This is a genomic window from Rhodococcus sp. BS-15, assembly GCF_000813105.1.
In the GTDB taxonomy this organism is placed as follows: Bacteria; Actinomycetota; Actinomycetes; order Mycobacteriales; family Mycobacteriaceae; genus Rhodococcoides.
The window spans coordinates 1-24,372 of record NZ_BAOX01000044.1; the positions used below are offsets into that span (position 1 = coordinate 1).

The 24,372-nt window shown below is 64.9% G+C and carries 19 protein-coding genes and 12 pseudogenes; 15 read left to right on the top strand and 16 right to left on the bottom strand.

Features of this window, described 5'->3' with window-relative positions; genetic code table 11:
- Positions 1 to 197 precede the first annotated feature (197 nt).
- The 4 genes and pseudogenes from RHBS_RS08135 to RHBS_RS32135 form a co-directional block, all read right to left on the bottom strand.
- Positions 198 to 1,022 (bottom strand): alpha/beta fold hydrolase, encoded by an 825-nt coding sequence (locus RHBS_RS08135; RefSeq protein ID WP_128645312.1) that lies wholly within the window; start codon positions 1,020 to 1,022, stop codon positions 198 to 200.
- Positions 1,023 to 1,043: 21 nt separating this feature from the next.
- Entirely contained in the window at positions 1,044 to 1,550 is a 507-nt protein-coding gene (locus RHBS_RS31765) for a helix-turn-helix domain-containing protein (protein ID WP_306303522.1), read from the bottom strand.
- Positions 1,551 to 1,604: 54 nt separating this feature from the next.
- Positions 1,605 to 1,820 (bottom strand): annotated as a pseudogene (locus RHBS_RS32130) (hypothetical protein); the annotation flags it as partial.
- A pseudogene (locus RHBS_RS32135) lies at positions 1,811 to 2,074 on the bottom strand (DJ-1/PfpI family protein); the annotation flags it as partial. The pseudogenes RHBS_RS32135 and RHBS_RS32130, both read right to left, overlap by 10 nt.
- A 99-nt stretch (positions 2,075 to 2,173) precedes the next feature.
- On the opposite strand from RHBS_RS32135, the gene RHBS_RS08145 reads away from it, so the two are divergent.
- The 3 genes and pseudogenes from RHBS_RS08145 to RHBS_RS08155 all read left to right on the top strand — a co-directional run bounded on the left by RHBS_RS08145 (position 2,174) and on the right by RHBS_RS08155 (position 5,399).
- Positions 2,174 to 2,578: a VOC family protein gene (locus tag RHBS_RS08145; protein ID WP_128645313.1), complete on the top strand. Its 405-nt coding sequence runs from the start codon at positions 2,174 to 2,176 to the stop codon at positions 2,576 to 2,578.
- A gap of 134 nt (positions 2,579 to 2,712) precedes the next feature.
- A pseudogene (locus RHBS_RS08150) lies at positions 2,713 to 3,590 on the top strand (metal-dependent hydrolase).
- A 195-nt stretch (positions 3,591 to 3,785) separates the two neighbouring features.
- A complete protein-coding gene (locus RHBS_RS08155; RefSeq protein WP_128645314.1) occupies positions 3,786 to 5,399 on the top strand; it encodes an alkaline phosphatase in 1,614 nt (537 codons plus the stop codon).
- A gap of 15 nt (positions 5,400 to 5,414) precedes the next feature.
- On the opposite strand, the pseudogene RHBS_RS08160 reads toward RHBS_RS08155, so the two are convergent.
- Positions 5,415 to 7,015, bottom strand: a pseudogene (locus RHBS_RS08160) (GMC oxidoreductase).
- Positions 7,016 to 7,387: 372 nt separating this feature from the next.
- Here RHBS_RS08160 and RHBS_RS08165 point away from each other — a divergent pair.
- Positions 7,388 to 8,071 (top strand): annotated as a pseudogene (locus RHBS_RS08165) (endonuclease/exonuclease/phosphatase family protein); the annotation flags it as partial.
- A gap of 60 nt (positions 8,072 to 8,131) precedes the next feature.
- Here the strand turns inward: RHBS_RS08165 and RHBS_RS08170 are convergent.
- The gene (locus RHBS_RS08170) at positions 8,132 to 8,506 is read right to left on the bottom strand and encodes a VOC family protein (RefSeq protein ID WP_128645327.1); all 375 of its coding nucleotides are present in this window, start codon (positions 8,504 to 8,506) and stop codon (positions 8,132 to 8,134) included.
- 93 nt (positions 8,507 to 8,599) lie between these two features.
- On the opposite strand from RHBS_RS08170, the pseudogene RHBS_RS08175 reads away from it, so the two are divergent.
- Positions 8,600 to 9,567: pseudogene (locus RHBS_RS08175) on the top strand (MsnO8 family LLM class oxidoreductase).
- Here RHBS_RS08175 and RHBS_RS08180 read toward each other — a convergent pair.
- Complete coding sequence (locus tag RHBS_RS08180) at positions 9,543 to 10,460, bottom strand: LysR substrate-binding domain-containing protein (RefSeq protein WP_128645315.1); 918 nt, start codon at positions 10,458 to 10,460, stop codon at positions 9,543 to 9,545. The pseudogene RHBS_RS08175 and the gene RHBS_RS08180 sit on opposite strands and share 25 nt — an antisense overlap.
- A gap of 130 nt (positions 10,461 to 10,590) precedes the next feature.
- Between RHBS_RS08180 and RHBS_RS08185 the strand changes: the two genes are divergently transcribed.
- The gene (locus RHBS_RS08185; protein ID WP_128645316.1) at positions 10,591 to 11,913 is read left to right on the top strand and encodes an NAD(P)/FAD-dependent oxidoreductase; all 1,323 of its coding nucleotides are present in this window, start codon (positions 10,591 to 10,593) and stop codon (positions 11,911 to 11,913) included.
- Positions 11,914 to 11,939: 26 nt separating this feature from the next.
- Here RHBS_RS08185 and RHBS_RS08190 read toward each other — a convergent pair.
- From RHBS_RS08190 to RHBS_RS32140, 3 genes and pseudogenes are all read right to left on the bottom strand, one after another.
- Positions 11,940 to 12,589: pseudogene (locus RHBS_RS08190) on the bottom strand (response regulator).
- The gene (locus RHBS_RS31470; protein WP_272913851.1) at positions 12,586 to 12,717 is read right to left on the bottom strand and encodes a hypothetical protein; all 132 of its coding nucleotides are present in this window, start codon (positions 12,715 to 12,717) and stop codon (positions 12,586 to 12,588) included. Before RHBS_RS31470 ends, RHBS_RS08190 begins: the two are co-directional and overlap by 4 nt.
- A 332-nt stretch (positions 12,718 to 13,049) precedes the next feature.
- Positions 13,050 to 13,226: pseudogene (locus tag RHBS_RS32140) on the bottom strand (histidine kinase dimerization/phosphoacceptor domain-containing protein); the annotation flags it as partial.
- A 142-nt stretch (positions 13,227 to 13,368) separates the two neighbouring features.
- Here RHBS_RS32140 and RHBS_RS30345 point away from each other — a divergent pair.
- A complete protein-coding gene (locus RHBS_RS30345; RefSeq protein ID WP_237669094.1) occupies positions 13,369 to 13,749 on the top strand; it encodes a hypothetical protein in 381 nt (126 codons plus the stop codon).
- A gap of 115 nt (positions 13,750 to 13,864) precedes the next feature.
- Here the strand turns inward: RHBS_RS30345 and RHBS_RS08200 are convergent, their stop codons facing one another.
- The gene (locus RHBS_RS08200; protein ID WP_128645318.1) at positions 13,865 to 14,440 is read right to left on the bottom strand and encodes a hypothetical protein; all 576 of its coding nucleotides are present in this window, start codon (positions 14,438 to 14,440) and stop codon (positions 13,865 to 13,867) included.
- Positions 14,441 to 14,602: 162 nt separating this feature from the next.
- Here RHBS_RS08200 and RHBS_RS08205 point away from each other — a divergent pair, with 162 nt between their 5' ends.
- The 3 genes from RHBS_RS08205 to RHBS_RS08215 all read left to right on the top strand — a co-directional run bounded on the left by RHBS_RS08205 (position 14,603) and on the right by RHBS_RS08215 (position 17,584).
- Entirely contained in the window at positions 14,603 to 15,919 is a 1,317-nt protein-coding gene (locus RHBS_RS08205) for a hypothetical protein (protein ID WP_128645319.1), read from the top strand.
- Complete coding sequence (locus RHBS_RS08210) at positions 15,916 to 17,316, top strand: PQQ-binding-like beta-propeller repeat protein (protein ID WP_128645320.1); 1,401 nt, start codon at positions 15,916 to 15,918, stop codon at positions 17,314 to 17,316. Before RHBS_RS08205 ends, RHBS_RS08210 begins: the two co-directional genes overlap by 4 nt.
- A 67-nt stretch (positions 17,317 to 17,383) precedes the next feature.
- Complete coding sequence (locus RHBS_RS08215; protein ID WP_068053408.1) at positions 17,384 to 17,584, top strand: hypothetical protein; 201 nt, start codon at positions 17,384 to 17,386, stop codon at positions 17,582 to 17,584.
- A 34-nt stretch (positions 17,585 to 17,618) separates the two neighbouring features.
- On the opposite strand, the pseudogene RHBS_RS08220 reads toward RHBS_RS08215, so the two are convergent.
- Together RHBS_RS08220 and RHBS_RS08225 are read right to left on the bottom strand one after the other, a co-directional pair.
- Positions 17,619 to 18,142, bottom strand: a pseudogene (locus RHBS_RS08220) (histidine phosphatase family protein).
- Positions 18,129 to 18,671 (bottom strand): GtrA family protein, encoded by a 543-nt coding sequence (locus RHBS_RS08225; RefSeq protein WP_121873393.1) that lies wholly within the window; start codon positions 18,669 to 18,671, stop codon positions 18,129 to 18,131. The pseudogene RHBS_RS08220 and the gene RHBS_RS08225 overlap by 14 nt, the downstream one beginning before the upstream one ends.
- 62 nt (positions 18,672 to 18,733) lie before the next feature.
- On the opposite strand from RHBS_RS08225, the gene RHBS_RS08230 reads away from it, so the two are divergent.
- The gene (locus tag RHBS_RS08230; RefSeq protein WP_128645321.1) at positions 18,734 to 19,927 is read left to right on the top strand and encodes an MFS transporter; all 1,194 of its coding nucleotides are present in this window, start codon (positions 18,734 to 18,736) and stop codon (positions 19,925 to 19,927) included.
- A gap of 73 nt (positions 19,928 to 20,000) precedes the next feature.
- Here the strand turns inward: RHBS_RS08230 and RHBS_RS32145 are convergent.
- Positions 20,001 to 20,198 (bottom strand): annotated as a pseudogene (locus RHBS_RS32145) (hypothetical protein); the annotation flags it as partial.
- A 152-nt stretch (positions 20,199 to 20,350) separates the two neighbouring features.
- A pseudogene (locus tag RHBS_RS32150) lies at positions 20,351 to 20,509 on the bottom strand (TetR/AcrR family transcriptional regulator); the annotation flags it as partial.
- 66 nt (positions 20,510 to 20,575) lie between these two features.
- On the opposite strand from RHBS_RS32150, the gene RHBS_RS08240 reads away from it, so the two are divergent.
- The 3 genes from RHBS_RS08240 to RHBS_RS08250 all read left to right on the top strand — a co-directional run bounded on the left by RHBS_RS08240 (position 20,576) and on the right by RHBS_RS08250 (position 22,485).
- Positions 20,576 to 21,217: a GAP family protein gene (locus RHBS_RS08240; protein WP_187298419.1), complete on the top strand. Its 642-nt coding sequence runs from the start codon at positions 20,576 to 20,578 to the stop codon at positions 21,215 to 21,217.
- Between the two features lie 19 nt (positions 21,218 to 21,236).
- Positions 21,237 to 21,488 carry a hypothetical protein gene (locus RHBS_RS08245; RefSeq protein WP_128645324.1) on the top strand — a complete coding sequence of 84 codons (252 nt, stop codon included), beginning with the start codon at positions 21,237 to 21,239 and terminating at the stop codon, positions 21,486 to 21,488.
- A gap of 106 nt (positions 21,489 to 21,594) precedes the next feature.
- Positions 21,595 to 22,485: a CPBP family intramembrane glutamic endopeptidase gene (locus RHBS_RS08250; protein WP_128645325.1), complete on the top strand. Its 891-nt coding sequence runs from the start codon at positions 21,595 to 21,597 to the stop codon at positions 22,483 to 22,485.
- Between the two features lie 45 nt (positions 22,486 to 22,530).
- Here RHBS_RS08250 and RHBS_RS08255 read toward each other — a convergent pair whose 3' ends face one another.
- Complete coding sequence (locus RHBS_RS08255; RefSeq protein ID WP_237669095.1) at positions 22,531 to 22,893, bottom strand: GNAT family N-acetyltransferase; 363 nt, start codon at positions 22,891 to 22,893, stop codon at positions 22,531 to 22,533.
- A gap of 221 nt (positions 22,894 to 23,114) precedes the next feature.
- On the opposite strand from RHBS_RS08255, the pseudogene RHBS_RS08260 reads away from it, so the two are divergent.
- Positions 23,115 to 24,372, top strand: a pseudogene (locus RHBS_RS08260) (DUF222 domain-containing protein); the annotation flags it as partial.

Here is a 24,372-nt window from a genome sequence, read left to right on the forward strand (position 1 = left end):
TCGCTGTCGGTCGCGCGGCCCTGCTCGATGCGGCTCCCGGTCATGTGGCACTGGTGCAGCGGTTGTTCTTCGCGGGACTGTCCGATTCCGATGTCGCAGTCCTCGGCGACACACTCGGTCGCCTCAAAGCGCACGTCAAGGAGAACGGGAGCATCTAGGTGCCAACCCGGTCCGAGCTGCGTTGTGACCGAGCTGCGTCAGGAGCGGAAGAACTCCAGCATGTCGGCATTGATGGTCGCCGCTTCTGTGGTGGGCATGCCGTGTGGGAAGCCCGGGTACGTCTTCAGCGTGCCGTTGGGCAGTAGCTTCGCCGACAGCACTCCGGCGTTCTGGTACGGCACCACCTGGTCGTCCTCGCCGTGCAGCACCAGCGTCGGTATGTTCACCCCACGCAGGTCGTCGCTGAAGTCGGTCTGGGAGAAAGCGACCACACCGTCGTAGTGGGCTTTCGCGCCGCCGATCATGCCCTGACGCCACCAGTTGGCGATGATGCCCTCCGAGGGCGTTGCCCCAGGCCGGTTGTAGCCGTAGAAGGGACCCTCGGCGAAGGTGCGGAAGAAGTCGGCGCGGCGGGTGGCCACCTGCACCTGCACATCGTCGAAGAAGGATTTCTCGATACCGCCGGGGTGGTCGTCGGTCTTGACCATGATCGGCGGTACCGAACTGATCAGCACCGCCTTGGCTGCGCGTTCCTCGCCGTGGCGGGCCAGGTACCGCACCACCTCGCCGCCGCCGGTGGAGTGGCCGACGTGGATCGCTTCGGTCAGGTCGAGTGCTTCGACGACGGCGGCGAGGTCGTCGGCGTAGTGATCCATGTCGTGCCCGTCCGCGACCTGCTGGGACCGGCCGTGGCCGCGCCGATCGTGGGCGACGACGCGATAGCCCCGCTCGAGGAAGAACATCATCTGGGCGTCCCAGTCGTCCGAGGAGAGTGGCCAGCCGTGACTGAAGATGACGGGCTGACCCGATCCCCAGTCCTTGTAGAAGATCTCGACATTGTCCGACGTTGTGATTGTTGGCATGGAGCAAGTCTCGACCGGACGCTATCGGTGCGGTACCACTGTGTGCGCCGAGAACCGCTCGTTTTGGGACACTCCTGTGGCAGCACCGAGCTGCGGTGCGAAGCGCTGTTGGTAGCTGCGCGGGGACGTCCCGATCCGGGCGACGAACGCGCGCCGCATCACCTCGCAGCTCGAGTAGCCGGCCCGGCGGGACGCCTCGCCGACGGTGAAACCTGCGTGAAGGGCGTCGCGAGCCAACTCGAACCTCGTCGACGCGACGAATTCGGCCGGTGACGTACCCAGTTCGGATTGGAACAGCCGGGTGAGTTGACGGGGGCTGATGGTCGCGAACCGCGCCAGCGTCGCCACGCTGTGGGGCAGTTGCGGGTTCCCCCGGATATGGTCGGCCACCCGTCGGACCGCCCCGGTGCGGGGTACCGGTCCGAGCAGTGACGACGAGAACTGAGATTGTCCGCCTCCTCGCTGCATGTACACCAGCAGTCCCTGCGCCGCCGCCCGTGCCACTTCGGGTCCGTGGTCGTTCTCCACGAGAGCCAGTGCCAGATCGATTCCGGCCGCTACGCCGGCCGAGCTGTACGTGTCCCCGTCGCGGACGAAGATGGCGTCCGGATCGACCGCGAGAGCGGGGTAACGGCGCTGTAGATCGGACGTGAACTTCCAGTGTGTCGTCGCCGCGCGGCCATCGAGAAGGCCGGCCGCGGCGAGTACGAACGCCCCCGTGCATACCGGCGGGTCCGTGTGGCGAGGTCGGCCGCGGCATCGACGAGTTCGTGGGTGACCAGGCGAACCGGATCGAATTCGCTACCGGCGACGATCACGGTGTCGAACTCTCCGGATTGCGCGACCGGCCGCGTGGACACCGTTGTCCCGACGGAGGTGCTCACCTCTCCACCGCCGGGAGAGAGGATCACCACCTCGTAATCTACGGCGGGCTGCTGGTTCGCCTCCACGAATACCTCTGCGGGACCGACGAAATCGAGCATTTTCACTCCGTCGAACACCAGGAAGGCGATCCGCCGTCGACCGCGGGATTCTTCGAACGCGTCGTTCATGTCTACAGAAGCTACCGCCGCGGGCGGTATCGCAGAGGACGGATGTCGTTCCACCCTTCGGGGCGGTGAGTTTTCGAGGCGGCTCGAGTCGGTACCGGCATGACCGACCACATATCCAGCAACCACACATCGAGCACCATCGTGAACATCGGCGTGGCCATGTTCTCGGTGTCCGATCAGGACGCGGCTCTCGCCTTCTACTCGCAAGTACTCGGCTTCGAGGTCCGCGGTGACTTGCGTTTCGGCCCCGAGGGCGAGTACCGGTGGCTCGAAGTGGCACCGCCTGGTTCGACTGCGCGCCTCGCACTCAACCCGCCGATGGGCGGCGCGCCCGGTGGAGGGTCCATCGGCGTCGAGACAGCCGATGTCGCAGCCGAGCATGCGCGGCTGAGTGCAATCGGCGGAGTCGATCTCGACGCTTTGATGGAAGAACAGGACGGCGCGCCGCCCATGTTCGCGTTGCGCGATCCCGACGGCAATTCGGTGTGGGTGGTTCAGGCCTGACGCGAGTGCGGCAGCGTTCGGCGCAGCACGGTGGATAGAAAAACCCGACCGAAAACCATCCCCGAATGTTACAGTGCTCGATGGCAAGGTCCTTGTAAGTGATCGCCCAGCGCGATCTTCGAGTTGGGAATTCCATGGTTCTCGAACACACCCCCGCTGCACCGATTCGTGCGCGACGCATCAAGTTCTCGTACCCCATAGGGTCGATGAATCACACTACGTGAACGACGACCTGGTAATGAGCCATGTGGTGTCGATGTTGTCGGCTGTGTTTCCGGAGGGCGAAGACTTTTTCGTTCGCTCTGTGAAGCATTACCGGAACGACATCACCGATCCGGAGTTGAAGGCCGCAGTCGCGGGATTCATCGGCCAGGAAGTGACCCATGGACGAGAGCATCGTGAGATCAACGAACGGCTGCAGGAAATGGGGTACCCAACTCGGCTGAGTGACCGTTTCACAAAACGTTCCTTGGCAACAGTTTATCGTCACGTGCCCCACAGACTTTCGTTGTCGATGACGGCTGCGTTCGAGCACTACACGGCAACTCTTGCTGCGTTGCTCCTCACCGAGCCCCGAGCCCGTGACCTGATTACCTCCGAAGAGGTCCGTGGACTGCTGCTCTGGCACGCATACGAGGAGGTCGAGCACAAAGCCGTGGCGTTCGATGTCTACAGACATATTGGCGGCGGCGAAGGGCTACGCATCTGGACGATGCGTGCGGTGCACATCATTTTCCTTGGATATGTGCTCATCTCCACTGTGCTTTCGATGCTCACCGACCGCGCTACCTACAATCCGGTCCGTCTCGTACGCAGTCTCGTCGCGCTGCGACGCAACCCGTGGCTCGGGCGGGGAGTGCTCCGCGAGCTGGGCACATACAATCGTCGCGGCTTCCACCCCAACGACAACTCCACGACATACCTACTCGATACCTGGCGTACCGGACTGTTCGGCGACAGCGGCGTGCTCTCCCACAATCTCGTACATGGCAAAAACCGGCGACCGAGCTGACCGAACGGGTAAGGGTCTTCGGGATGCTCTGGCCATGCATTGCCGAAACGCATAACGACACACTATGTCCACACCTCGTCGACGAGCTGGGCAAGGCCGGCCCCAGAGCTCGACTCATCCGAAGGCCGCATCGTGTTCACTTCGCCGTCGAATGGATGACGGGTGCAGTTCGTTCGGTCGCGAGAGTCTCGACCAATGGTGAGACGGGGTAACGAGATACGGATCGGGCAGGACATCTCTTTGCGGGCGGGGGCCACGCGTCGTCAGTTCTTGACGTGGAGTGCGTTGGTCGGGGCGTTGGCGTTCACACCCGAACTGGCGGGGGCGACGGCACACGCGCAGTCCGTGGTCACCCCCGATTACCCGTTCCGCCTCGGCGTTGCCTCGGGTGATCCGTTGCCCGATTCGGTGGTGCTGTGGACGCGGCTCGCCACCGATCCCTTTGCGCCGCTGGGCGGCATGACCCCGGGTGTCGTGCCGGTGCGGTGGCAGATGTCGACGGACGAGAATTTTGCGAACCTGAGCCGCGAAGGGATCGAGCTCGCCACCGAGTTCGACGGCTGGTCCGTGCACGTCGACGTCCGCGGTCTCGAGCCGAGCCGAGAGTACTTCTATCGGTTCCTCGTCGGCCCACATGCGAGCCCCGTCGGCCGCACGAAAACCGCACCGGCACTGGGGCAGCCGCTGAGCAAACTCGACTTCGCCTGGGCGTCGTGCCAGAAGTGGGAGGACGGTTACTTCGGCGCGTACAAGGACTTGGCCGCCTCGAACCTGGACGTGGTTTTCTTCCTGGGTGATTACATCTACGAGTACGCGATCAAGGACGAGGGCGCACGTAAGGGTGAATCGCGCAATGAGGCGTCCGCTCGAGAAACCATGGTGCTCAACGACTATCGCGATCGGTACGCCCTCTACAAGGCGGACGAGAACCTGGCCGCTGCGCATGCGTCGGCCCCGTTCATCTCGACGTTCGACGACCACGAGGTGGACAACAACTGGGCCTCGCAGATCAGCCAGGATGACGACGACCCGCGGGAGTTTCTGTTGCGCCGGGCCGATGCCTTCAAGGCGTGGTGGGAGAACACTCCGGTGCGCGCGAATCTGAAGCCTGTCGGCCCGGACATGAAGGTCTATCGTCGGTTCTCGTTCGGTGATCTGGTGGATTTCTCGGTGCTGGACACCCGGCAGTACCGCAGTGATCAGGCACACGGAGACGGCGAGCACGCCCAGGACGCCGAGACTGCCGACCCTTCGCGCACCATCACGGGGGCGGCCCAGGAACAGTGGATCCTGGACGGCTTCACGTCACCGTCGAGGTGGAACTTCTTGGTGCACCAGACGGTGATCTCCGATCTCGCGCGAGGGCTGGGCAGCGAACGCAAGGTCGGGATGGATCCGTGGAGCGGGTACGAGGCGTCCAGGCATCGAATCCTCGACGGTGCCCGAGATCGCGGCACGAAGAACGTGGCGTCGATCGTCGGCGACATTCACCGCACGATCGTCTCGGAACTGCGGCGTGACTACCAGGATCAGGTCTCACCGATACAGGGCGTCGAGATCGCGGCCACATCCATTGCGTCGGGCAAGGACGGTGCCGATGTCGATTCCGTCGGTGCTGCCGTCGCCGCCGCGTCGCCGCACGTCAAGTACGGCAACGCTCGTCGTGGTTACCTCCGGAGCACCCTCACCGATACCGAATGGCGTTCGGAGGTAAGGGTTCTCGACCGCGTCTCGACGCCGGGAGCCGCAGTGCGCACGGCAGCAACGGTCACCGTCCCCGAAGGTCGCCCGGAAATCCAGCTGAGCTAGAACCCGTCGGCGAAACTAGCGCCCGTCGGCGATGATCTGCGCGACGTTGCGCTCGGCCAGCGCCGTGATGGTCAACGACGGGTTGGCTGCTCCCGTACTGCCGGGGATCAGGGCACCGTCGACGACATACAGCCCGGGGTGACCCTTCACGCGGCCGTACCCGTCGGTGGCGTCGCCGAGTACCGCTCCGCCGAGTGGATGAGCGGTGAAGGTGTCGTCGACATCTCGGGTGAACGGTTCCGCCGCAACGATGGTGCCGCCGGCCTGGGCCATCCGATTCTGTACTGCGCGTAGAGCTTCGACGGTGTCTCGGCTGCCACCCTTCGGCCAGTTCAGTGTCAATCGGTTTGCGGCGGAATCGAATCCGAAGTTTCCGCGCAGTGGATCGATGGTCATGCCAAGTGAGCCGATGAACCCCAGGTTCACCGGAACGCCTGGCACGTACCAGTTCTCGACGGTCAGCGGCAGGCCGGAGTCGTCGACGATGCGGGATGCGCACGGCGCACCCTGCGGTCCGGCCGACATCGGGCCGAGTGACCGCGTCATCGATGCGTCGCCGTTGGTGCCCCAGCCGGTGCCGACGAATTCGTTGAGATTGGGCAGCGCACCGGTGGTGCGGGCCCGCATCAGCAGTTCGGTGGTACCGATGGATCCGGCTCCGAGGACGAGGGTGTCGCAGGTGACGGTGCGAGTTTCGACAACGTTGCCGAAGGGGTCGAGGCGCTCGATGTCGACGCGGTAGCGGCCACCGGATTCGGTTCCGATCGCCGCGACGCGGTGGCTGTGGCACACGCTCGCGCGGCCGGTGGCTCGGCCTGCGGGATGTAGTTCTGGGTCAGGTCGTGCTTGGCACCGTTGGAGTTACCGAAGGTGCTCGCGCCGACGGTCGCGGACGGGCGGGATCGGCCGGCGAGTTCGTCGCGGACGACGTTCCAGTTCCAGTTGCCGTCCACGGCTTCGGGGGTGAAACCGGCTCGCCGGGCGTGATCGTCCCAGGTTCGTGAGTGCGCGAAGTTCGGGCTGTTGTAGACGTCCTCGGGCATCGCCGACGGCCGGAGCATCGAGCGGGCCTTGGGGTACCAGGTGGCGGCCATCTCGTCGTAGTTCAGGCGTCCGCCGAAGGAGAGGTCGAAGAACTTCTTTTCGGGGGCGATGGTCACGCCCGTGTAGACGATCGAGCCGCCGCCCACGGCGGCGCCGCGCCACACCGAAAGGTTTTCGAACCGGGTGGTGTCGAGGACGCCGCCGAACAGATCGACCGGCCCGACGGGCATTCCGGTGATGTTGGTGAACGAGCTCTGCTGCCACAGTCCGCGTCCGTCGGCGGTCATGTCCGCGGTGAAGATCTCTCGCCACGGGTCACGCGGCCAGCGCAGTCCGCGTTCGAGCACGGTCACCTGGCTGCCGGCTTGCGCCAGGCGCAAGGCCGCGGCGCTGGCACCGAATCCGGAGCCGACAACGATGACGGACGAGTGGTCCGGCGGACGCGGCGGATCGGCGAACAGCTCGGGAACCAGTGAGCGGATTCGCTCGGCACCGATGGGGAGTGCGCCTGCTGTGGCAGAGCCCGGCAGTCCAGCTGAGCTCAGGACCGGAGCGGCGGCAGCGCCGAGCATTCCGGCAGCGGCCAAACGCAGCAGTTGCCTTCGATTCACGGAAAACTTCCCCCTAGTGCGTGCGGACAGCGCTCACGATTGTGTCGTGTTTGCTGCAAGAAAGCGAACACTTCGGTCCGATATAGGGACGGCTCCCAGCTCGGCCTCAGGTTTGCCTGTCACACTCCGCTCATGGTTTCGGCATCGGTGGCTCTGTTACTGCTCTTCGCAGCGGTACTGGGCATCGCAGCGCACCTCGTCGACGCCCGGGGGCAGGCGATGCTCGTCTTCGGTGCTTTGGCACATGTCCTCATGCTCGCCGCCGTGCCCGGCACTGCTCTCGCGGCCGTGGCGTTCGGTTGGTGGGGGTTGGCAGCGGGCGCGGTTGTATCGATGATTGCCGCGGCCACGCAGATTCCTCTGTTCAGGCACCGCTCCCGGACGACGGCCGAGGCACCGAATCTGACGGTGTTGCACGCCAACATCTGGCTGGGGCAGGCCGATCTCGACGCGTTGGCAGCGCTGGTCGAGCAGCATCGCCCCGACGTTCTCACTCTGGTGGAGTTGACGCCGGAGGCCGACGACCGTCTTCGCCCGAGACTGTCCAGCTCGTTGCCGCATGCCTACGTCAGTGCAGCTCCCGGCGGCGAAGGCAGCGGAATCTACAGTCGCTTCCCGCTCGCCGACCAGCGCAGGCACGACGGCTTCGTCACCGAGTTGCTGTCCGCGCGGGTGGAGATGCCCGGTCGGCCGCTGGTGTTCGCGGTCCATCCGGTGCCGCCGTGGCCGCGGGAGCCGTCCGAGTGGGTACGTGAGCTGGGGTTACTGCGCCAGCTGTTGGCCAAGATCCCCGTCGACGACGGTCCCGTGGTGGTGGCGGGCGACTTCAACGCGACGCAGGATCATCGGCGGTACCGGGATCTGCAGGACGGCCGGTTCGTCGATGCGGCGGTGGCCACCGGGGTGGGCATGCTCAGGACGTACCCGGCGCATACCTGGTACCCACCGGTGATCGCCATCGACCATGTTCTGGTGGCAGACCTGGCCGTTCGATCGGTCGAAGCCGTGACCATTCCCGGCTCCGACCACCGCGGCATCCTGGCCCAGCTGGCTTGGGTCAGTTCTAGATCCGGCGAGTCAGGACTGTGCGGGCAACTGCTGCACCGACCACTTGTTGCCGTCGGGGTCGGCGAAGTACACGAACGTGCCCCAGCCCTCGTCCTTGGGCGGATCGATGGTCAAGCCCGCCGACTTGAGGTGCTCGTAGGCCTCCTGGACGTTGTCCACGACCATCAGAATCCCGGCTCCCTTGCCCGGCTCGGCGTCGGTGATTCCCTCGCCGATCGCGATGGAGCAGGCCGAACCCGGGGGAGTGAGCTGGACGTACCGGATGCCGTCCCAGGGGCGGGCGTCATGGTCGGCGTTGAAACCGATCGAGACGTAGAAGTCCTTGGCGCGATCGACGTCGGTGACGGCGAGGGTGACGAGTTCGATCTTCATGGTGAGGTTCATGGATACAGACTGACCGCTATTGCGGACATATTCGGTCCGCGGTGGACGAACACTTCGAGAAATATGCCCGACGCCTCGTCGGTTGTTCCAGCTGTGTTGCTTTCACTCCTCGACAGATCCCGCACGCGAACCGGTTTCGACGACGGGTCGGCGTTGCGTCATACCGTCGAGCGGGCAGCGCATGCGGAGAAGATCGGGCTGCATCGGTTCTGGGTGGCCGAGCATCACGGCGTTCCAGGGATCGCGTCGGGCGCGCCTGCGGTTCTCGCCGCGGCGGTGGCGTCGCGCACCTCACGCATTCGCGTCGGATCCGGCGGGGTGATGCTGCCCAATCATCAGCCGCTGGTCGTGGCCGAGCAATTCCTGATGTTGGAGTCTCTCTTTCCCGGCCGGATCGATCTGGGCGTCGGCCGCTCGCTCGGATTCACCGAACCGGTGCGGTCCGCACTGCGTCGAGACCGTGATGCGCCCGACACGTTCGAGGCCGACATTGCCGAATTGCGTTCGTATCTCGACGGTTCGGGCCCGGTGACGGCCCGGCCCGCTGTTCCGTCTCCGCCGGTGTTCGTCCTCGCCACCGGAGCCGGTCTCGAGGTTGCTGCCCGCGCGGGTCTTCCGGTCGTTGTCGGTGGACCGGTATTGCAGCAGGACGATCCATTGGCGCTCTATCGCAAGCACTTTCTGCCCACGCCCGCGAATCCCGAACCGTACGTGATCGTGTCGTTGGACGTGACCATCGCAGCGGACGCCGCCGATGCCCGCAGGCTCGCCGTCCCGGAGGCATGGGCGATGGCCAGGTCCAGGCGCGAGGGCGAGTTCCCGGCTCTCGAACCGGCGTCGGCGATCGATGAATCGCAATGGACGCCGCAGACGCGGAACCGAATCGAGCGTCGTTGGCGTCGAGCATCCTGGGCACGGCCGGGCAGGTCCGTCCGCGGCTGGAGGAGGTGGTCGAGCGCACCGGCGCGAACGAGATCATGGCCTCGACGTCGACGTACGATCGCGCCGAATTGTTCGACGCCGACGCCGCGTTCGCTCAGCTCGCAGGCGTGGCGGGCTGAACCGGTGCCGTGGGTTTCATAGGTGCCGTCGCGGCCAGGGCCGCTACGAGGTCGCGTTGAATGTCGGTGGCGGGCACGGTCGCGTCGACGACGGCCGATACCGGTAGCCGAAGCCTTCGGTCGGCCTCTGTGCAGAAGACCAGCCCGGTCTTGGGGGTGCTGTCGGCGGTGCTGGCGTACAGGATGGACCAGCATTGCGGGTTCTTGAGGAGTTCGGCGCTGGCGGTGTGGTCGGACGCCACGGGTGGGCCGAAGCTCAGCGGCAGTCCGCTGCGTTTCATCTCGCGCTCGATCACCCGGTGCAGCAGGATTTGCTCGCTTCGTTTGGGTAGTAGCAGGGGGTAGTCGGCGAGCTGGCTCAGGCTCGGGTTGTCCTCACCCGCCAGAGGATGGCCCTCGGGGAGGACGACGACGAGGTCCTCGGTCCACAGCTCGGTCACGTGCAGACCGGAGCGTTCGACGCTGCCGCGGATCAGCGCCACCTGGCAGTCGCCGGACGTCACCGCTTCGATCTGTTCTGCGAATCGTTTCAGGACGAAGTCGATCTCGGCGTCGGGATGGCGCTCGCGGACCGCGACGATGGCGGAGATGGCGTTGGCTGCGAATGTCATGTTTCCGGTCAGGCGCAGCTGATTCCGCCTTCGGGTCGTCAGCGCCAGGGCGGACTGCTCGAGCTCCACCATGTGCCGGGCGATGGAGACCAATTGTGCTCCGACAACGGTCAATCGGACGGTCCGGGAGGTCCGCTCGAACAGGGGTTCACCGATTTCTCGTTCCAGCTTGGAGATCTGCAGGCTGATCGCCGATTGCGAGACGTAGCAACGTTCGGCAGCGCGAGAGAAGTTCAGTTCCTCCCCGACCGCGAGGAAGTACTTCAGCTGCCGCAGTTCCATGCCGCCATTCAACCATGAGTTCTACTCATAGATGCTATTTCAACTTCCGCGTTGATAGAGCTTCGCGGTCGGAGTTTCATGGAGGTAGTTCTTCGTAGAGGGAAAGACTCGAGCCGAAAAGGAAAGTGCTGTGCAAACGTACGACGTCGTCATCGTGGGATCGGGATTCGGAGCATTGGCCGCCGCCAAGTCTCTGGGCAAGGCCGGTGTGACGTTCTCGCTGATCTCCAGCACCACCGAACACCTCTTTCAGCCGCTGCTCTATCAGGCCGCCACCGGAATGCTCTCGACGGGCGAGATCGCCCCTCCGATCCGACGCATCCTCGCGCAGTACGAGTCGGCCGACGTGCGTCTCGGACGCGTCGTCGATGTCGATCCCGACGCTCACCAGGTCACCTACGTCGGTGCCGGGCAGAACCACACCATCGGCTTCGGTCGTCTCATCGTCGCCACGGGTGCCACGCAGGCGTACTTCGGCCGTGACGAGGTCAAGGACCGCACGTTCGCGCTCAAGACCGTGGACGACGCGATCGCGCTGCGCGAGCAGATCCTGAGCTGCTACGAGACCGCACACATGACGACCGACCCGGCCGCCCGCAAGGAGCTGCTGAGCTTCGTCGTCGTCGGTGCAGGCGCGACGGGTGTCGAATTGGCCGGCCAGATCAGGGATCTCGCGCACCGCTATTTCGCCGGCTCGTTCCCCGACATCGACCCGAGCGACGTCACGGTGACCCTCGTCGACGGAGTCAAGGAAGTGCTGCCCGCGTTCGGCGGCAAGCTCAGCGCTTACGCCCGTACGAAACTCGAGAAGTCGGGCGTCGACGTCGTCACCGGGGCCATGGTCACCGACATCGCCGACGACGTCGTGACGGTGCAGGATGTCGACACCAAGACCTCGCGGGCGTACCCGGCCAAGACGGTCATCTGGTCGGCGGGTGTGCAGGCCAGTGATCTGGCGTCGACCGTCGCAGAGCGCACCGGGTGCGAGACCGACCGAGCCGGACGCCTTCTCGTACACGACGACCTGACGGTCGGTTCGGCCAAGGACATCTACGCGATCGGCGACGTGACGTCGTTGAACAAGCTCCCCGGTCAGTCGCCGGTGGCGATGCAGCAGGGCAGGCACGTCGCGAAGATGATCATCGGGAAGGTCGACGCCGGGACGCCGTTCGAATACACCGACAAGGGCAGTATGTCGATCGTCGGTCGATTCAGTGCGGTGGCAAGGCTGTTCGGCAAGGTCGACATGTCGGGGCCGATTGCCTGGCTCATGTGGCTCGCCGTGCACCTGATGTACCTGGTCGGCTTCCGAAACCGCTACGTCGCGGTGGTGTCGTGGATGACCTCGTACATCGGCGACAAGCGACCGCACTTCCAGTACACCGACCACTCAGCTTCGGCAACCGAGCTGACCAGCAAGACCTCGGACGAGGAGCAGCGCAGAGCGGCCTAGTTGTAAAGACCCCTAGTTGTAAAGGCCTACGTCGCAATGCCGTTGCGGTAGGCCCAGATCACCACGTGGACTCGGGTGGTGACGTCGAGCTTGCGGCAGATGTTGCGACGTGAGTTTTCACCGTGCTCTGTTCGACCTGCAGTGAACGGGCGATCTCGTTGTTGCCCAGGCCCTGCGCCAACAGTTGCACCACTTCCATTTCACGCAGACTCAGGTCGTGTTGCGGCGCAACGGAAGTGGGTGGCTTCGGGGCACCCCGGCGGGCGAACTCGGTCATCAGACGCGGGGTCAGTCGAGGGGAGAGGACCGCTCCGCCGGCGGCGACGGTGACCACCGCATCGGCGAGTTCGTCGGGATCGGTGTCCTTGAGCAGGAAGCCGGACGCTCCACTGTCGAGAGCTGCGAACACGTACTCGTCGAGGTCGAACGTGGTGACGACGATGACACGAACGCTGTCGAACTGCGCCAGTATCTCGCGCGTGGCGGTCAGCCCGTCGCCGTTCGGCATCCTGATGTCCATCAGTACGACGTCCGGTCGCAATGCCGACACCTGGTGCACGGCATGTTTTCCCGAGCTCGCGTGCCCGACGACCTCGATGTCGGGATGGCCGGCCAGGAACAGCTCGAATCCCTGCCGAACCACCGGTTGATCGTCCGCGATGAGTACGGTGATCATGCCGGCACCTCCAGTGGCCGAGAGATCTTCCCGCCGATGGGCAGTCGAGCGCGTACGGTCCACGTCGCTCGGTCGCCGGACAATCGGGCATCGAGGGTGCCGCCGAGCAGTGCTGCCCGCTCCCGCATTCCCGGAATTCCGAATCCCTGACCCGAGGCTCGTCCGGTTCGGAGCTGCCCGAGGTGATCGTGTTGGTGACGGTCACCTCGATGGCCGAGGATCGATTCGATACCTCAACGCGCACATCGCAGTTCGGCGCATGACGTCGGGCATTGGACAGCGATTCCTGAACGATGCGGTAGCACGTCAGTTGCACGGCGCTGTCGGTATCGCCGCTGTCTGCCACGATGCTCATCTCGATGCGCTCGAACGATATTCGTGACTGTTCGATAAGTTCGACGATATCGGAGATCATCGGCTGCGGAGCACTGTCGGTGTCGGTTTCGGTGTCGCTCGGGCGCAGGATTCCGACGATCTGGCGCAGGCTGTCGAGGGTGCGCTGGCCGTGTCCGATTGCGCCGGTGAGTAGTTCGCGTGCCTGCTCGGGGTTGCTCGTGATGAGTGTCCTCGATGCCTTGGCCTGGATGAGCATGCCGGTCAGGTGGTGAGCTGCGACGTCGTGCAGCTCGCGTGCCATGGTCTTTCGTTCGTTGTCCAGGGCCGCGTTCAGCCGTTGCCGGTGTTCGATTTCGGCTCGGCCGAGAGCAGCCTCGCTCTCGAGTTCCTGCGCCCGTCCGCGTGCGATGTACTTGCCCAGTGCGATGAGCACCGTGTAGTTGATGGCGAGGTTCGCGATCTGCTCGACGACCACGCCGATCGTGCCACCGGGGCCGGTGTCGACGCTGACAGCGATTTCGAGGATCAACCCGACGGCGATGGGGGCGAACAGGCGTGGTCCGGTCACCCGAATTGCCAAGGCGGCGATGGCGAACCAGTACAGCGGGGTGAACCCGAGAGTCCGGTCCGGCAGAACGAGAATCAGTGCGATGCTGATGGCCACCACCGACAGGTACGCCGTGACCGGAAAGGATCGGCGCACGCACGTCACCGCGGTCATCGCCAGCAGGGCAACGACACTCACTGCGATCAGGGGTGGGCTGCTGACGAGTTCGTCTCTCGTGTCACCGACCATGCCCGTCGAGAGTTGGAATCCGGCGTAGACGAGTGTGGCCAGGAGCATCTCGATCGGCAGCACCACGGGATTGCGCGGCCGCCAGGACGGGCGAAACGTGCGCACTACGCGGTGAAAACCCCGTATCCGGGAATCACCCAGCATCAGAGTCGACTCCGTTCTCCTGCCACATCTTTCGAGCTCGAATTCTTCTTACCGACCACCCACAGCGGCCCGGTGACGAACCAGAAGAATGTGATGACGCCGAGAGGCTGGATCACGGTCTTCAGCGCTGCTGCCTGCTCCGAGTCTGCCACGGTGTAGGCCAATGCGTAGGTGATCGCCAGCGCGATAGCGGCAGCGGCCAGCCACTTCACGAATCCTCGGATCTCGTTGCGGTAGGCCTGTGGACCGGTCTTCGGGGGCTTGACCGGTGCGGGTCCGCCGGCGAATCGGTGCGCGAAGCGCACGTCGAGCCAGGCCACCGTCGAGTGCGCGAACACGACGGTCCAGCCGAGGTAGATACCGGCGAGGCGGTGCGCGAATTCGACGTCTCCGCCCCGGTGCAGATCGAGCGCCACGGCCGCGATCAAGACGATGTCGAGGACCGGGAGCAGTGCGAGCGTGATCGTGCTGGCGCGTTGCATGCGTGCCACGTAGCGCAGGCACAGGCCACCGATCACCAGAACCCAGAAGCCGACCTCGCAGATCGCGATCGTGAGCAGAATCGGATTGTTCATGGCCCTGATCTCACCGCAGCCGATGCGTGCGCGATACCCCTGCGGAGGCGTCGTACCTGGTGGTTCGGCTGAAGGTACGACCCTGAGCTCCACCAAAAGTCGTAGCTCCACCGAAAGCCGTAGAGCCAGGAGCTGTGCTTCAGGCGGGCTAAGCTCTTCGGCGTGATCCGCTTCGGAGTGCTCGGGCGTCAACCGAAGATCTTTTGGGTCTTCGTCGCTGTTGCGGTCATTGCTGCAGGAGTGATCGTCGTGGAGTCACGCGCGTCCGGCCCTGCGGACGTCGCGTTGCCCGAGACACCTGCGTTGAGCGGGTTCAGCTCGTTGGACTACGGCCAGGGTGATACGTCGACGACGATTCCGAGGTGTGATTCCGTCGTCCTTCCAGGCTCCGGGGATTCCGTCGGGGTGTTTTTCTTGCTCGACGGAGGAAGCTACGACGATCCTCGCTATCCGTGGTTCTCCGGCCGTAAGGCAACCGCGCTGTCCGACGCGCTCGTATCGGCGTTGCCTGCCGACACCACCATCGAGTTCGCAACGCCAGGAACGTCCGCGTTCGGAACCGAATCCGCGCTTCGATTCGGACCTGTCCAAGGTCCCACGTCCGACAGTTCGGTGGACGACGGTTCTGTGGATGATCTATCGATGTTCGCGAGCTCCACTGCAGCCGGATTGCTGATTCGCGACGGACGGGGTGCTGACATGACGGTGACGATGTCGAAGTCCACTGCGGGTGTACCGGCCTGTGTCGGTGGCAGTCTCGATCGCAGGCAGATGTCGGCCGACGGTACGGTCGTGGACACAAAGGAATCCATCAGCGAAGACGGTGGTCGGACAGCGGTGGTCAGGACGGCGACCGCCTATGCATCCGATGGAACGACGTTGCAGGCCAGCGTGAGCCAGTTCGTGTCCTCGGACGAGGTGGTGTCCATGGACGACCTGATCTCCCTGGTGTCGTCGAGCGATCTGCGACTCGGTGCACCGATCCCGGATGGCACCCGCCTGCCTCCTCTGCCCTGTGATGCGCGCGGAGGGTTGCAGGATGGACCAGCGGTGACCCGGGCCGACGCCGAACGTGTCGGTCACGCGCTCGAGCAGGCTCGCATCCTATCGCTACGTGCCGTCATTGTGCTCGAGCAGCCACTCGTGCCGATGCAACGCGTAGCCTTCGCCGACGACGCGTTGTGCACAGCCGGACGGATCGTGACGCCGGGTTCTGAAGGTGTTGTGACGGTGTCTATCACGGGTGGACAGCCGCTCCCCGAGATTCCCGACAAGTACGATCCGGCCGCTGATCGCTCGGTCGATACAGTTCGCTTGCCCGACGGATCCATCTCCGAGCGTTCGAAGTTCGGCGTCAGGACCGTCACTGTGACCCGGCCGTCGGGCACTCGTGTTCGTATTTCGTCGACGTCGGCGGGCGAACTTGTCACCGTTGCCAATCTGGAGTCCATCGCGACCGCACCGGGTCTGGACCTGTGAGCGTGCGGTGGCCGGTGTGGCTGGCGGGCACTGCAGCAGTCGTCACCGTGGCTGCGGCGGTGATCGTTGTCGCCGAGGATGACCCTCCGGTGGTCGCGACCGCACCCGCAGCGACGACCACAGCCCCGCCGACAGTTCCGCGTGCGCCGGAGGTGCAGTGGTCCAGATCTGCAGACGATGTCTACGGTCGCGGATTCGCGCAGTTCAGTGATCCGGGCGTGGGAAGCCAGAACTATCCCAGTGCAGCGTCGTTCATCGATGCAGGCGAGGTGTATGTCGCCTATGTCGGCCTACCCGATCCCTCTACCGGTAACTTCGACGCCCCCGCGCTGGTGGGACTCGATGCGATGGATGGATCCACTGTGTGGCGGCGTGACGACTTTCGAGTGGACTCCTGTGCGGACCAGCTTCTGTCCGGAAATCTCGTGTGCGTGTCCACCAGCGAATCGGAGAACCCGGATTCGAAGATCGTCGTGGTGAACGCCATGACCGGTGAGGGGCGTTCCGTTGGTGCGCCGCAGCGAATCCTTGCGGTCGGCACCGATGGGTCATCCCTGTACACGGTCAATTCGACCGTGGCTCCGCAGGGTTACGAGGGAACCCCGCAGATCAAGAAGGGCTCCGTGGACGATGTCGGCCGCGATTGGGTCAGTGAGTTTCCCGGCGTGGCCATCTACGCAGGTTCGCCGAGCTCGGCGATCACCTTCGACGGTACTTACGGCCTGGGTCGATTCGGTTCGACAGCAATAGGATTCGACTCGGCCACCGGGGCGATCACGTGGTACCGGGGTTATCCCGACAGTTGCGTGCAGCAGCCGTACCGGGTGGAACCGGCGCTGGTGATCATGACGGAGTTCGTGTGCTCGTGGTCGGAGGCATTCACCGGCACCGCCGCTGTCACTTCCGACGGTCGAGTTCTGGCCAGGTCATCGACGCCGATCTATCCCTATCCCGAGATCGACGCTCCTGCTGACCTATCGCTGCCGATGATTGTCGGCGATACCGCCTTCGACCGATCGACCGGAGCGTTTGCCTGGTCGAGCCCGCTGTTGGCGTCGACCAACGGTGTGGCCGTCGTCGGGGACGTGGTGATCGCGCGAGCTCCGGGCACCGCTCACGTGACGGCTCTCGATCTGCGGACCGGTGCAGTCCGATGGGAGAGCGATCCTGGTGACTACCATCCGATCACCGCCTACGTCGACGGTCTCGCGTACTCCACGGCGGGCGGCATCGTGGAATCGATTGCGGTGGAGGATGGTTCGACTCGTCGACAGGTAGAGATCGAGCCGACGCCCGACCGTTTCGGAACCGATCCGTACCTCGGTTCGCGGGTGGAGCAAGCCGGCGATCATCTGGTCTATACGTCCACCGCAACGCTTGCCGTCGTGGACCGGTAGTAGCTCACAGCCCGTGCACCTACAGTGGAAGTACGCATACAGGACATACGAAACCCGGGAGTCGACGATGGCAGGCAAGAAGATCGACAGAGTGCACGCACAGTCCGCGCTGGAGACGGTTCGCGAGAATCCCGGCATCGCGTTGATCGCCGCCGCGCCCGCGTTGGTGGTGCTGGCGTTGGTGTGGTGGCTGCTCGGATTCCCCGCCGCGTTGATTCTGCTGATCGCAGCAGGCGGTGCCGGCTACCTCTACCTCAGGAACCGGTGATCTCTGATAAGTACTGACTACCGTCAAGCACTGATCACTGCTCGGCGCGGGGGATGCAGAACTCGGTGATGGTGGCCGAGCCTGCAGCGAGCTCTGCCCAGGACGCCTCGGTGGTCAGCACTGCGATTGCCGAGGTGGGGAAGCGGTGTCGAACCTCTCGGGCCAGGTCGGTGTCGTCGTCTGCCGCCAGTTCGAGTGCGGTCCAGGGTATTCCGGGCTCATGCCCGACGACCAGCAAGGTGGATACCGTCACGTCGTCGAAGTAGGTGTCGGCCAGCCGAATTTCGTCGATGATCTCGTCGGCGGATCCGCCGTAGATGTCTCGCTCGAAGCGGGTGGGAGCGCCATCCAAGCCGGTGGCGGCCAGGGTTTCGCGGGTGCGCAGGGCGGTCGAGCACAGCACTGCGTCGACTCTGCCGACGTGCTCGGTGATCCAGCTCCGGCGAGCGCCGCCTCGCGTTGGCCGCGGGCGGCCAGGGGCCGTTCGTGATCCGGTACTCCGTCGGGGTAGCCGGATTTGCCGTGCCGCATCAGCACGAGGGTCCTAGTGGTCGCCATGCCGTCCACCGTAAACGGTCAGGGCGACGGGATCGGGGAGAACGTCCACCTGCTCCGGGAAGACGAACTTGCGCATCGCCCACCATCGGAATGCGGTTGCCAACAACGTGCCGATGATGGATCCGCTGACGAAGTCGGCGATGTTCTCGGTGAGGAAGGACACGTTCGGCGACCGCAGATCCAGCATGTAACTCGACACCCACAGCGGTAGCTGGTTGATCGCCAGGCCGGTTCCGGCAACGGCGAAGAACAGCGCTGCTTCGTGGTGACGTCGTCGTCCGCCGCGCGCAGTGAACGACCATTCCCGGTTGAGGATGTACGACACGATCGTCGCGATCAGCACGGCCAGAACGTTCGCTGTCACCGGCTTGTCCTGCAGGATCGTCCACTTCAGACCGAAGAACAGTACGACGGTGACAACGAAGGTGATCGCTCCGACGATGAGGAACTTGAGGGCCTCGGCGTGCTTGACGAGGGGCTCGAGCCAGCGCTGGGGAACGTGGTCGGTGAGGCGGTCGGACACATGCATCCCATCGACGTTACCTCGAGTAACGGATCCGGCCGGCTCGCGAACGATAGGCTCGCAGCGATATGACTAGCGCCCGGCTGTCCGTTCTCGTCGTCTTCTTCGTCAATGGAGCGGTGTTCGCCAACTGGGCTCCGCGCATTCCGGAGATCCAGCGGTCGCTGTCGATCGACGTTGCCACCCTCGGCCTCGCGCTGACCGGAATCGGTCTCGGCGGGCTGGCTGCCGCGCCTGTCGCAGCTGCCGTGGTCCGACGGTTCGGCAGTCGGTGGGCGATTCTCGCCTCGGGTCTGTCGCTGTGCGCGGCGTTCGTGCTGCCTGCGGTGGCTGTGTCGTGGTGGACGCTGTTGGCGGCGCTGGTGCTGCTCGGCGGAGCAGACGCAGTGATGGACATTTCCATGAACGCGCAGGGTGTCCTCGTCGAGGAGCGGCTGGGCAAATCGGTGCTCAGCAGCTTCCACGCCGCGTGGAGTGTCGGTGCCGTCGTCGGGGGAGTGACCGGCGCGGCCGCGGCAGGTATTCGAATGCCGGTGGCGGCACACTTCGGTCTGGTCGGTGCGGTGCTGATTCTGGTCCTGGCCGCCGTTGGGCGGGGTTTGTTGGGTCCGGAACCCCTCGCGCCCGCGTCGGATGACGACCTGGACGTGCGGCATGTTGTCGTCCGCCCGACTGCGGCCCTCGCGATGCTGGGCGCCGTGGTGCTGCTCGCCGGTCTGATGGAGGACTTTCCGCAGTCGTGGAGTGCTGTCTACATGACGACGGAAGAGGGCGCGGGCCCCGGCTCGGCCGGTATCGCGTTCGTCGCGTTCTCGGCGGCGATGCTGATCGGCCGGTTGGCCGGAGATCGGATCGTCGATCGGTTCGGGCCTTCCGCCGTGTTGACGGGCGGAGCGTCGCTGGTGGCACTCGGTTTCTTGGCCATCCTGGGGTTGTCGAGTCTCGCCGCGGATCTACCGGTGCTGGTCATCGCAGCGTTTGCGGTCGCAGGTCTGGGCTCGAGTCCGCTGTTTCCCATCGTCTTCAGCCTGGCCGGGCGGCTCCCGGGTGTGTCCTCGGCAGCGGCCATCTCGATCGTCTCGCTGATTTCGCGGATGGGATTTCTCCTGGCACCCTTGGCTGTCGGTCGCGTGGTGGACGCCGCGGGCTTCGGATCGGTGTTGGGGGCCATCGCCGTCGCCGGTTCTGTCGTCGCGGTGATCGGGTGGTACTACGGCCGCAGATTCCCCGTCGAGTCGGCTCAGGGCCTCGGCTCGAGGTAAAAGCGCAACAGCCGACGCACTCGTCGGCCGCGAGCTCCTCGGGATACGTCACTGCCTGCAGCGTCAGCCCGTCGACGAAGGTATGCAGTTCGGCCGCTGCACGTTCGTCCGCATTGCTGTCGAAGGTGAATGCGGGGGAGTTCGGTCGATCGAGATCGTGCAGGTGCGCCCACGCGAGCCGGCACAGGTAGCGGCTGCCGAACCATCCGGCCGTCTTGAGGGCGGCGAGTCGCTCGTCGAATCTGGCACGCACGATCGCTTCGAGCCACACCGACGCTCGGCGCGGCGGTCCTCGTCGAGGGGTAGTAACTCCTCGAGGACGCGGATCGCGCGAACGAGGCCGTCACCGTCGGTCGGGTGCGCCTCCAACCGATGTACGACGCGTTGCGTCATTGCCTCGGCCGCGAAGAGGACGAGTTCTCCCTGATCGGAGAAGTAGTACCGCAGTGATCCGGGGGAGACGCCGGCTTCGGCGGCGACGCTGCGTACCGTCGCCCCGTCCATTCCTGCTCGTTCGATGACGCGCCACACGGCGGCGACGATCTCCGCCCGGCGTGCGTCGTGGTCGACGATCTTCGGCATCGGTCTGTTCTAGCACGAGGAAATTTTTTTCACACAACTGTGTTGAAATCCTGTTACGGTACAGCTGTGTTAATTCAGCTGACCGGACTCGCGCTGGTGGACAGCATCGGCGTCGGGACTCTTGCGGTTCCGCTCTGGATGATGCTTCGGCCGTCGTTCCGGGCGCGTGTTGTTCTGCTGCATCTGGGCGTGTTGGGTCTGCTCTACCTCGGGGTCGGCATCGCAGTATGGGCGGCCACCGATGGCCTGAGCGTTGCTGTTCCTGGCGACGCTCAGGTTCGGCTGGCGGTCGGTGTTGTGGTTCTGATCATGGGCCTGCTCTGGGACCGTCGGCGGCGAGCCCCTAGCAGTACGTGGTGGACGCGGCCCCCAGGGAGTGTGCGCGGGGTGGTCCTGCTTGCCGTCGCTGTGGGCGCGGTGGAGGTGGCGACGATGCTGCCCTACTTCGCAGCGATCGACGTGGTCGGTGATGCCGGACTGGGGTGGGAGTTCTCGTCGCTGCTGCTCGCGGCGTACGTGCTCGTGACGCTCTCGCCTGCTCTTGTCCTGCTCGCCGCCAGAGTGTTTGCGCAGGAACGTGTTTCGTCGATCACGCCAACTCTGCTCCGGCGCGTGGATCGCTGGAGTGGGGACGTGTGGGCGACGGTGTTGCTCGTGGTGGGCGCGCTACTGGCCGCGAATGCGGCGATCGAATTGAACCTGGTCTGAATCGATGAGAGGAAACACGATGATTGCAAGAGATGCGCGCAGCATCGTCATGATTGTTGTCGGCGCTGTGCTGGCGCTGTTCTTCTGGGACCTTCAGGTCTTCTGGTTCCAGGGCGGCCCGATCGGCTGTGTTCTGGTTCTGCTCGCGATGGTGGACGTATGGGAATCGCGTCGCGGCAACCCCAAGAAGGGGCTGCTCGCGGAACTGCGCGACGACATCGTCGGCCGCAAGGATTCCGGCGATACATCCGAGCGTGACACTCGGTCGTGAGTGGCAATGCCGGTTCCCTATCGCCAGGACGGTACTGAATTCTCGGCCCAGGCGTGATAGACAAGCTGTTCGGCGATGCGGTATCGAGCGGAATGGTGGTGACCTGGTGACGAGCGGTGTCCACGCGGGGCTCACTACTCGCTCGACGCGGGGTGGTCTCACCGCTGCCGGTACCGCCGTGATGGTCCTGGGTCTGGTGGCTGGTTGGGTTGTCGTCTACGCGGTGAGCCTGATGGGTGCGCTGTGGCGCTTCCGGGAACCCGACGCACCGGCCCCGACGCTCTCGATGGGGGATCAGTTGGCCGATCTGGCTGTCGGTGCGGCGCAGGTGGCGGTGGGGGCCGTGGCAATCGCCGCCGTGTACTTCGCTCGACGTCGGAAGCTGCCTGCGGTGTGGCCGACCCGCAGTGGCACCGCGAGCGAGGCCGCGCTCACCTGGTGCGCCGCGATCGGTGCCGCGTCTGCTGCTCTGCTCGTGTTGTCTCGCTTGGACATCGTCCGCTTCAGCTTCTCGGTTCCGGCCTCGGTCGAATCCGATTGGCTCGCAGTGATTTCTGCTCTCGCCGTGGGTTTGCGCGAGGAGCCGATTCTGGTGGCGCTACCGGTGTTGCTGCTCGCGGGCCGGCTCCCGATCTGGGCGATCATGGCGTTGTCGGCCACGATGCGAGGCCTTCTCTACATGTACTTCGGCGGCGGCGGCTTTCTGTGGGCGCTGTGCTGGGGTGCCGCGGCGGTCTGGGTGTTCTACCGCTACCGGCGGCTGTGGGTGTTGATCGCCATCCATGGACTGGTGATGAACATTCAGGTGTTCGATCGCGTCATTCCGTCCGAGAATGCGGCGACCGTTCTGCAGTGGGTCAACATTCTGATCCTGTTCTCGGCGCTGCTGTGGTGGATCACCCCGCGTGCCTGGATGCGTTTCTGCCCAACACGGTGGCCGTTCGGTACGGCGATGCGACCGTCGCGACGACTCCGATGGTGGCCGAGGTGGTACTGAACCCCGAGAAGCTCGATCCCGACGAAGCCAGACGAGAACCTCCGGTCAAGCCCTGACCATGCGGGCTTCGTGGCACTCCCAGATCGGGTCGAACTTCTCGGTGCCGTCCAGCTCGAACCGATGCTTCCGGTAGAACGCCACCGCGCGATCGTTGGCTGCTGCCACCCACAGGTATGTGGGTGCCTCCGGGTCGATCACGGCGGTCATGAGTTCTGTCGCGACGCCGGTGCCGTGGTGCTCGGGCACGACGTTGAGTGACCACAGTTCGGTCGACGCCGGCGGATTGTCGTCGCGCGGTGCTCCGCCGGTGGCGAAACCGACGATGCGTGAATCGATGGTGTCGACGGCGCACCGGTCCGCACGCCGCGGCTCGACTGCTCGTCGCGGCGGGCGATGATCTGCTCCCATCGTTCGATGCGGTCGCGAGGGCGTATCGCATCGAGCTTGGCGCTGTTCATCATTCCCGCGTACGTCGCCTTCCAGATCGCCACGTGGGCTGCACCGAGCTGTTCTTCGTCGCCCGGGCGGATGTCGCGGATCGTGTAAGCGGCCACGGTTGTAGTTATACCGACACGACTCGAATTGGTCGTCGGAGTTTCTTGTCGTACCCCTCTCGTAGTATCGAATACATGTTCGATACTGGTGGGTGGGGGGTGGCGGAGACGCCGCCTGTCGATGACTGCATTGCGGGGTTTCTCGACGTCATCGCGCTCAACCGTGTCAACGAGAACCTTGCTCGGGCGGGCACCGTGCTCGCGTACTGCGACGTGCTCGAGATGCGCCTCGAGGCAGCCGAAGCCGTCGGTGGAGATCCGGGCGAGACCGTTCGCGGTGCCCTGTGCGATCTGGCCGTGACGATGACCGGAACGCGTCGCGATGCGTCCGTTGTGCACGATGTCGCGGAGCGTCTGCATCGAATGCCGTTGACGGCCTTGCGTTTCGTGACCGGCAGCTTCGACTGGTCGACAGTTGTCACGATCACCTCGGTGCTCCATCGCGCCAGTGACGAGGCGATTACGGCAATCGAGTACGAGGTCTGTGCCGCGGGTGGCCGGATGCGTCCGCAGGCCTTGCGCAACCGGATCTGGCGACTGTGGATGAAAGCCGATCCGGTCGGTGCCGCAGCTGCCCGCGAGACCGCGAAGTCCGAGGAGGTCGGTGTGCGGATCGACCGCACCGGTCCGGGTGGGATCGCGTCGCTCATTGCGAAGATCACCGATCTCGAAGCAGCGGAAGCGGATGCCCTCATCGTCGAGATCGTCGGGACGGTCTGCAAGCGCGACCCACGATCGACAGGGACGCTGCGGGCAGCGGGTCTGATGGCGTTGCTGCACGGCGAGCATTCACTCGCGTGCCAATGCGATCGCGGCGACGACTGCCCGGTGGCCGGCGCTGCCGACGATATTCCTCCTCGGCGCGGGCATCTCCTCCAGATCGTGGTGGCGGTGGAGACGCTGCTGGGGCTGTCCTCGGAGCCCGCGACCCTCGCCGACGGCACGCCCATCGACCCCGAAGTGGCGCGCATCGTTGCCACCGACGCGAAGTGGCAGGCGCTGCTGACCGAGCTGGTCGAGATGCTGAAGCCCGAACAGAGAAACACGGGCGAAGACGGATCGAATGTTGATGGCCCGGACGATGGCGGCCGGGATAGCGGTGGCACCGATGACGGCGGTCCAGGCGATGTTGGCCCCGATGACGATGGTCCAGACGATGGTGGCCCGGACGATGGTGGTCCAGACGGTCGTGGTCCGGACAGTGGCGGCAGCACGTGCGGCCCCGACGGACCGGCCCCGGAACGCCCCGATGGTGGTTCGGACTCCGGCCGCGGGCGGTCGAACGGTGATCCCGGCTCCGGCCCCGGCCGGTGCCGACCACCCGCAGTGGCGA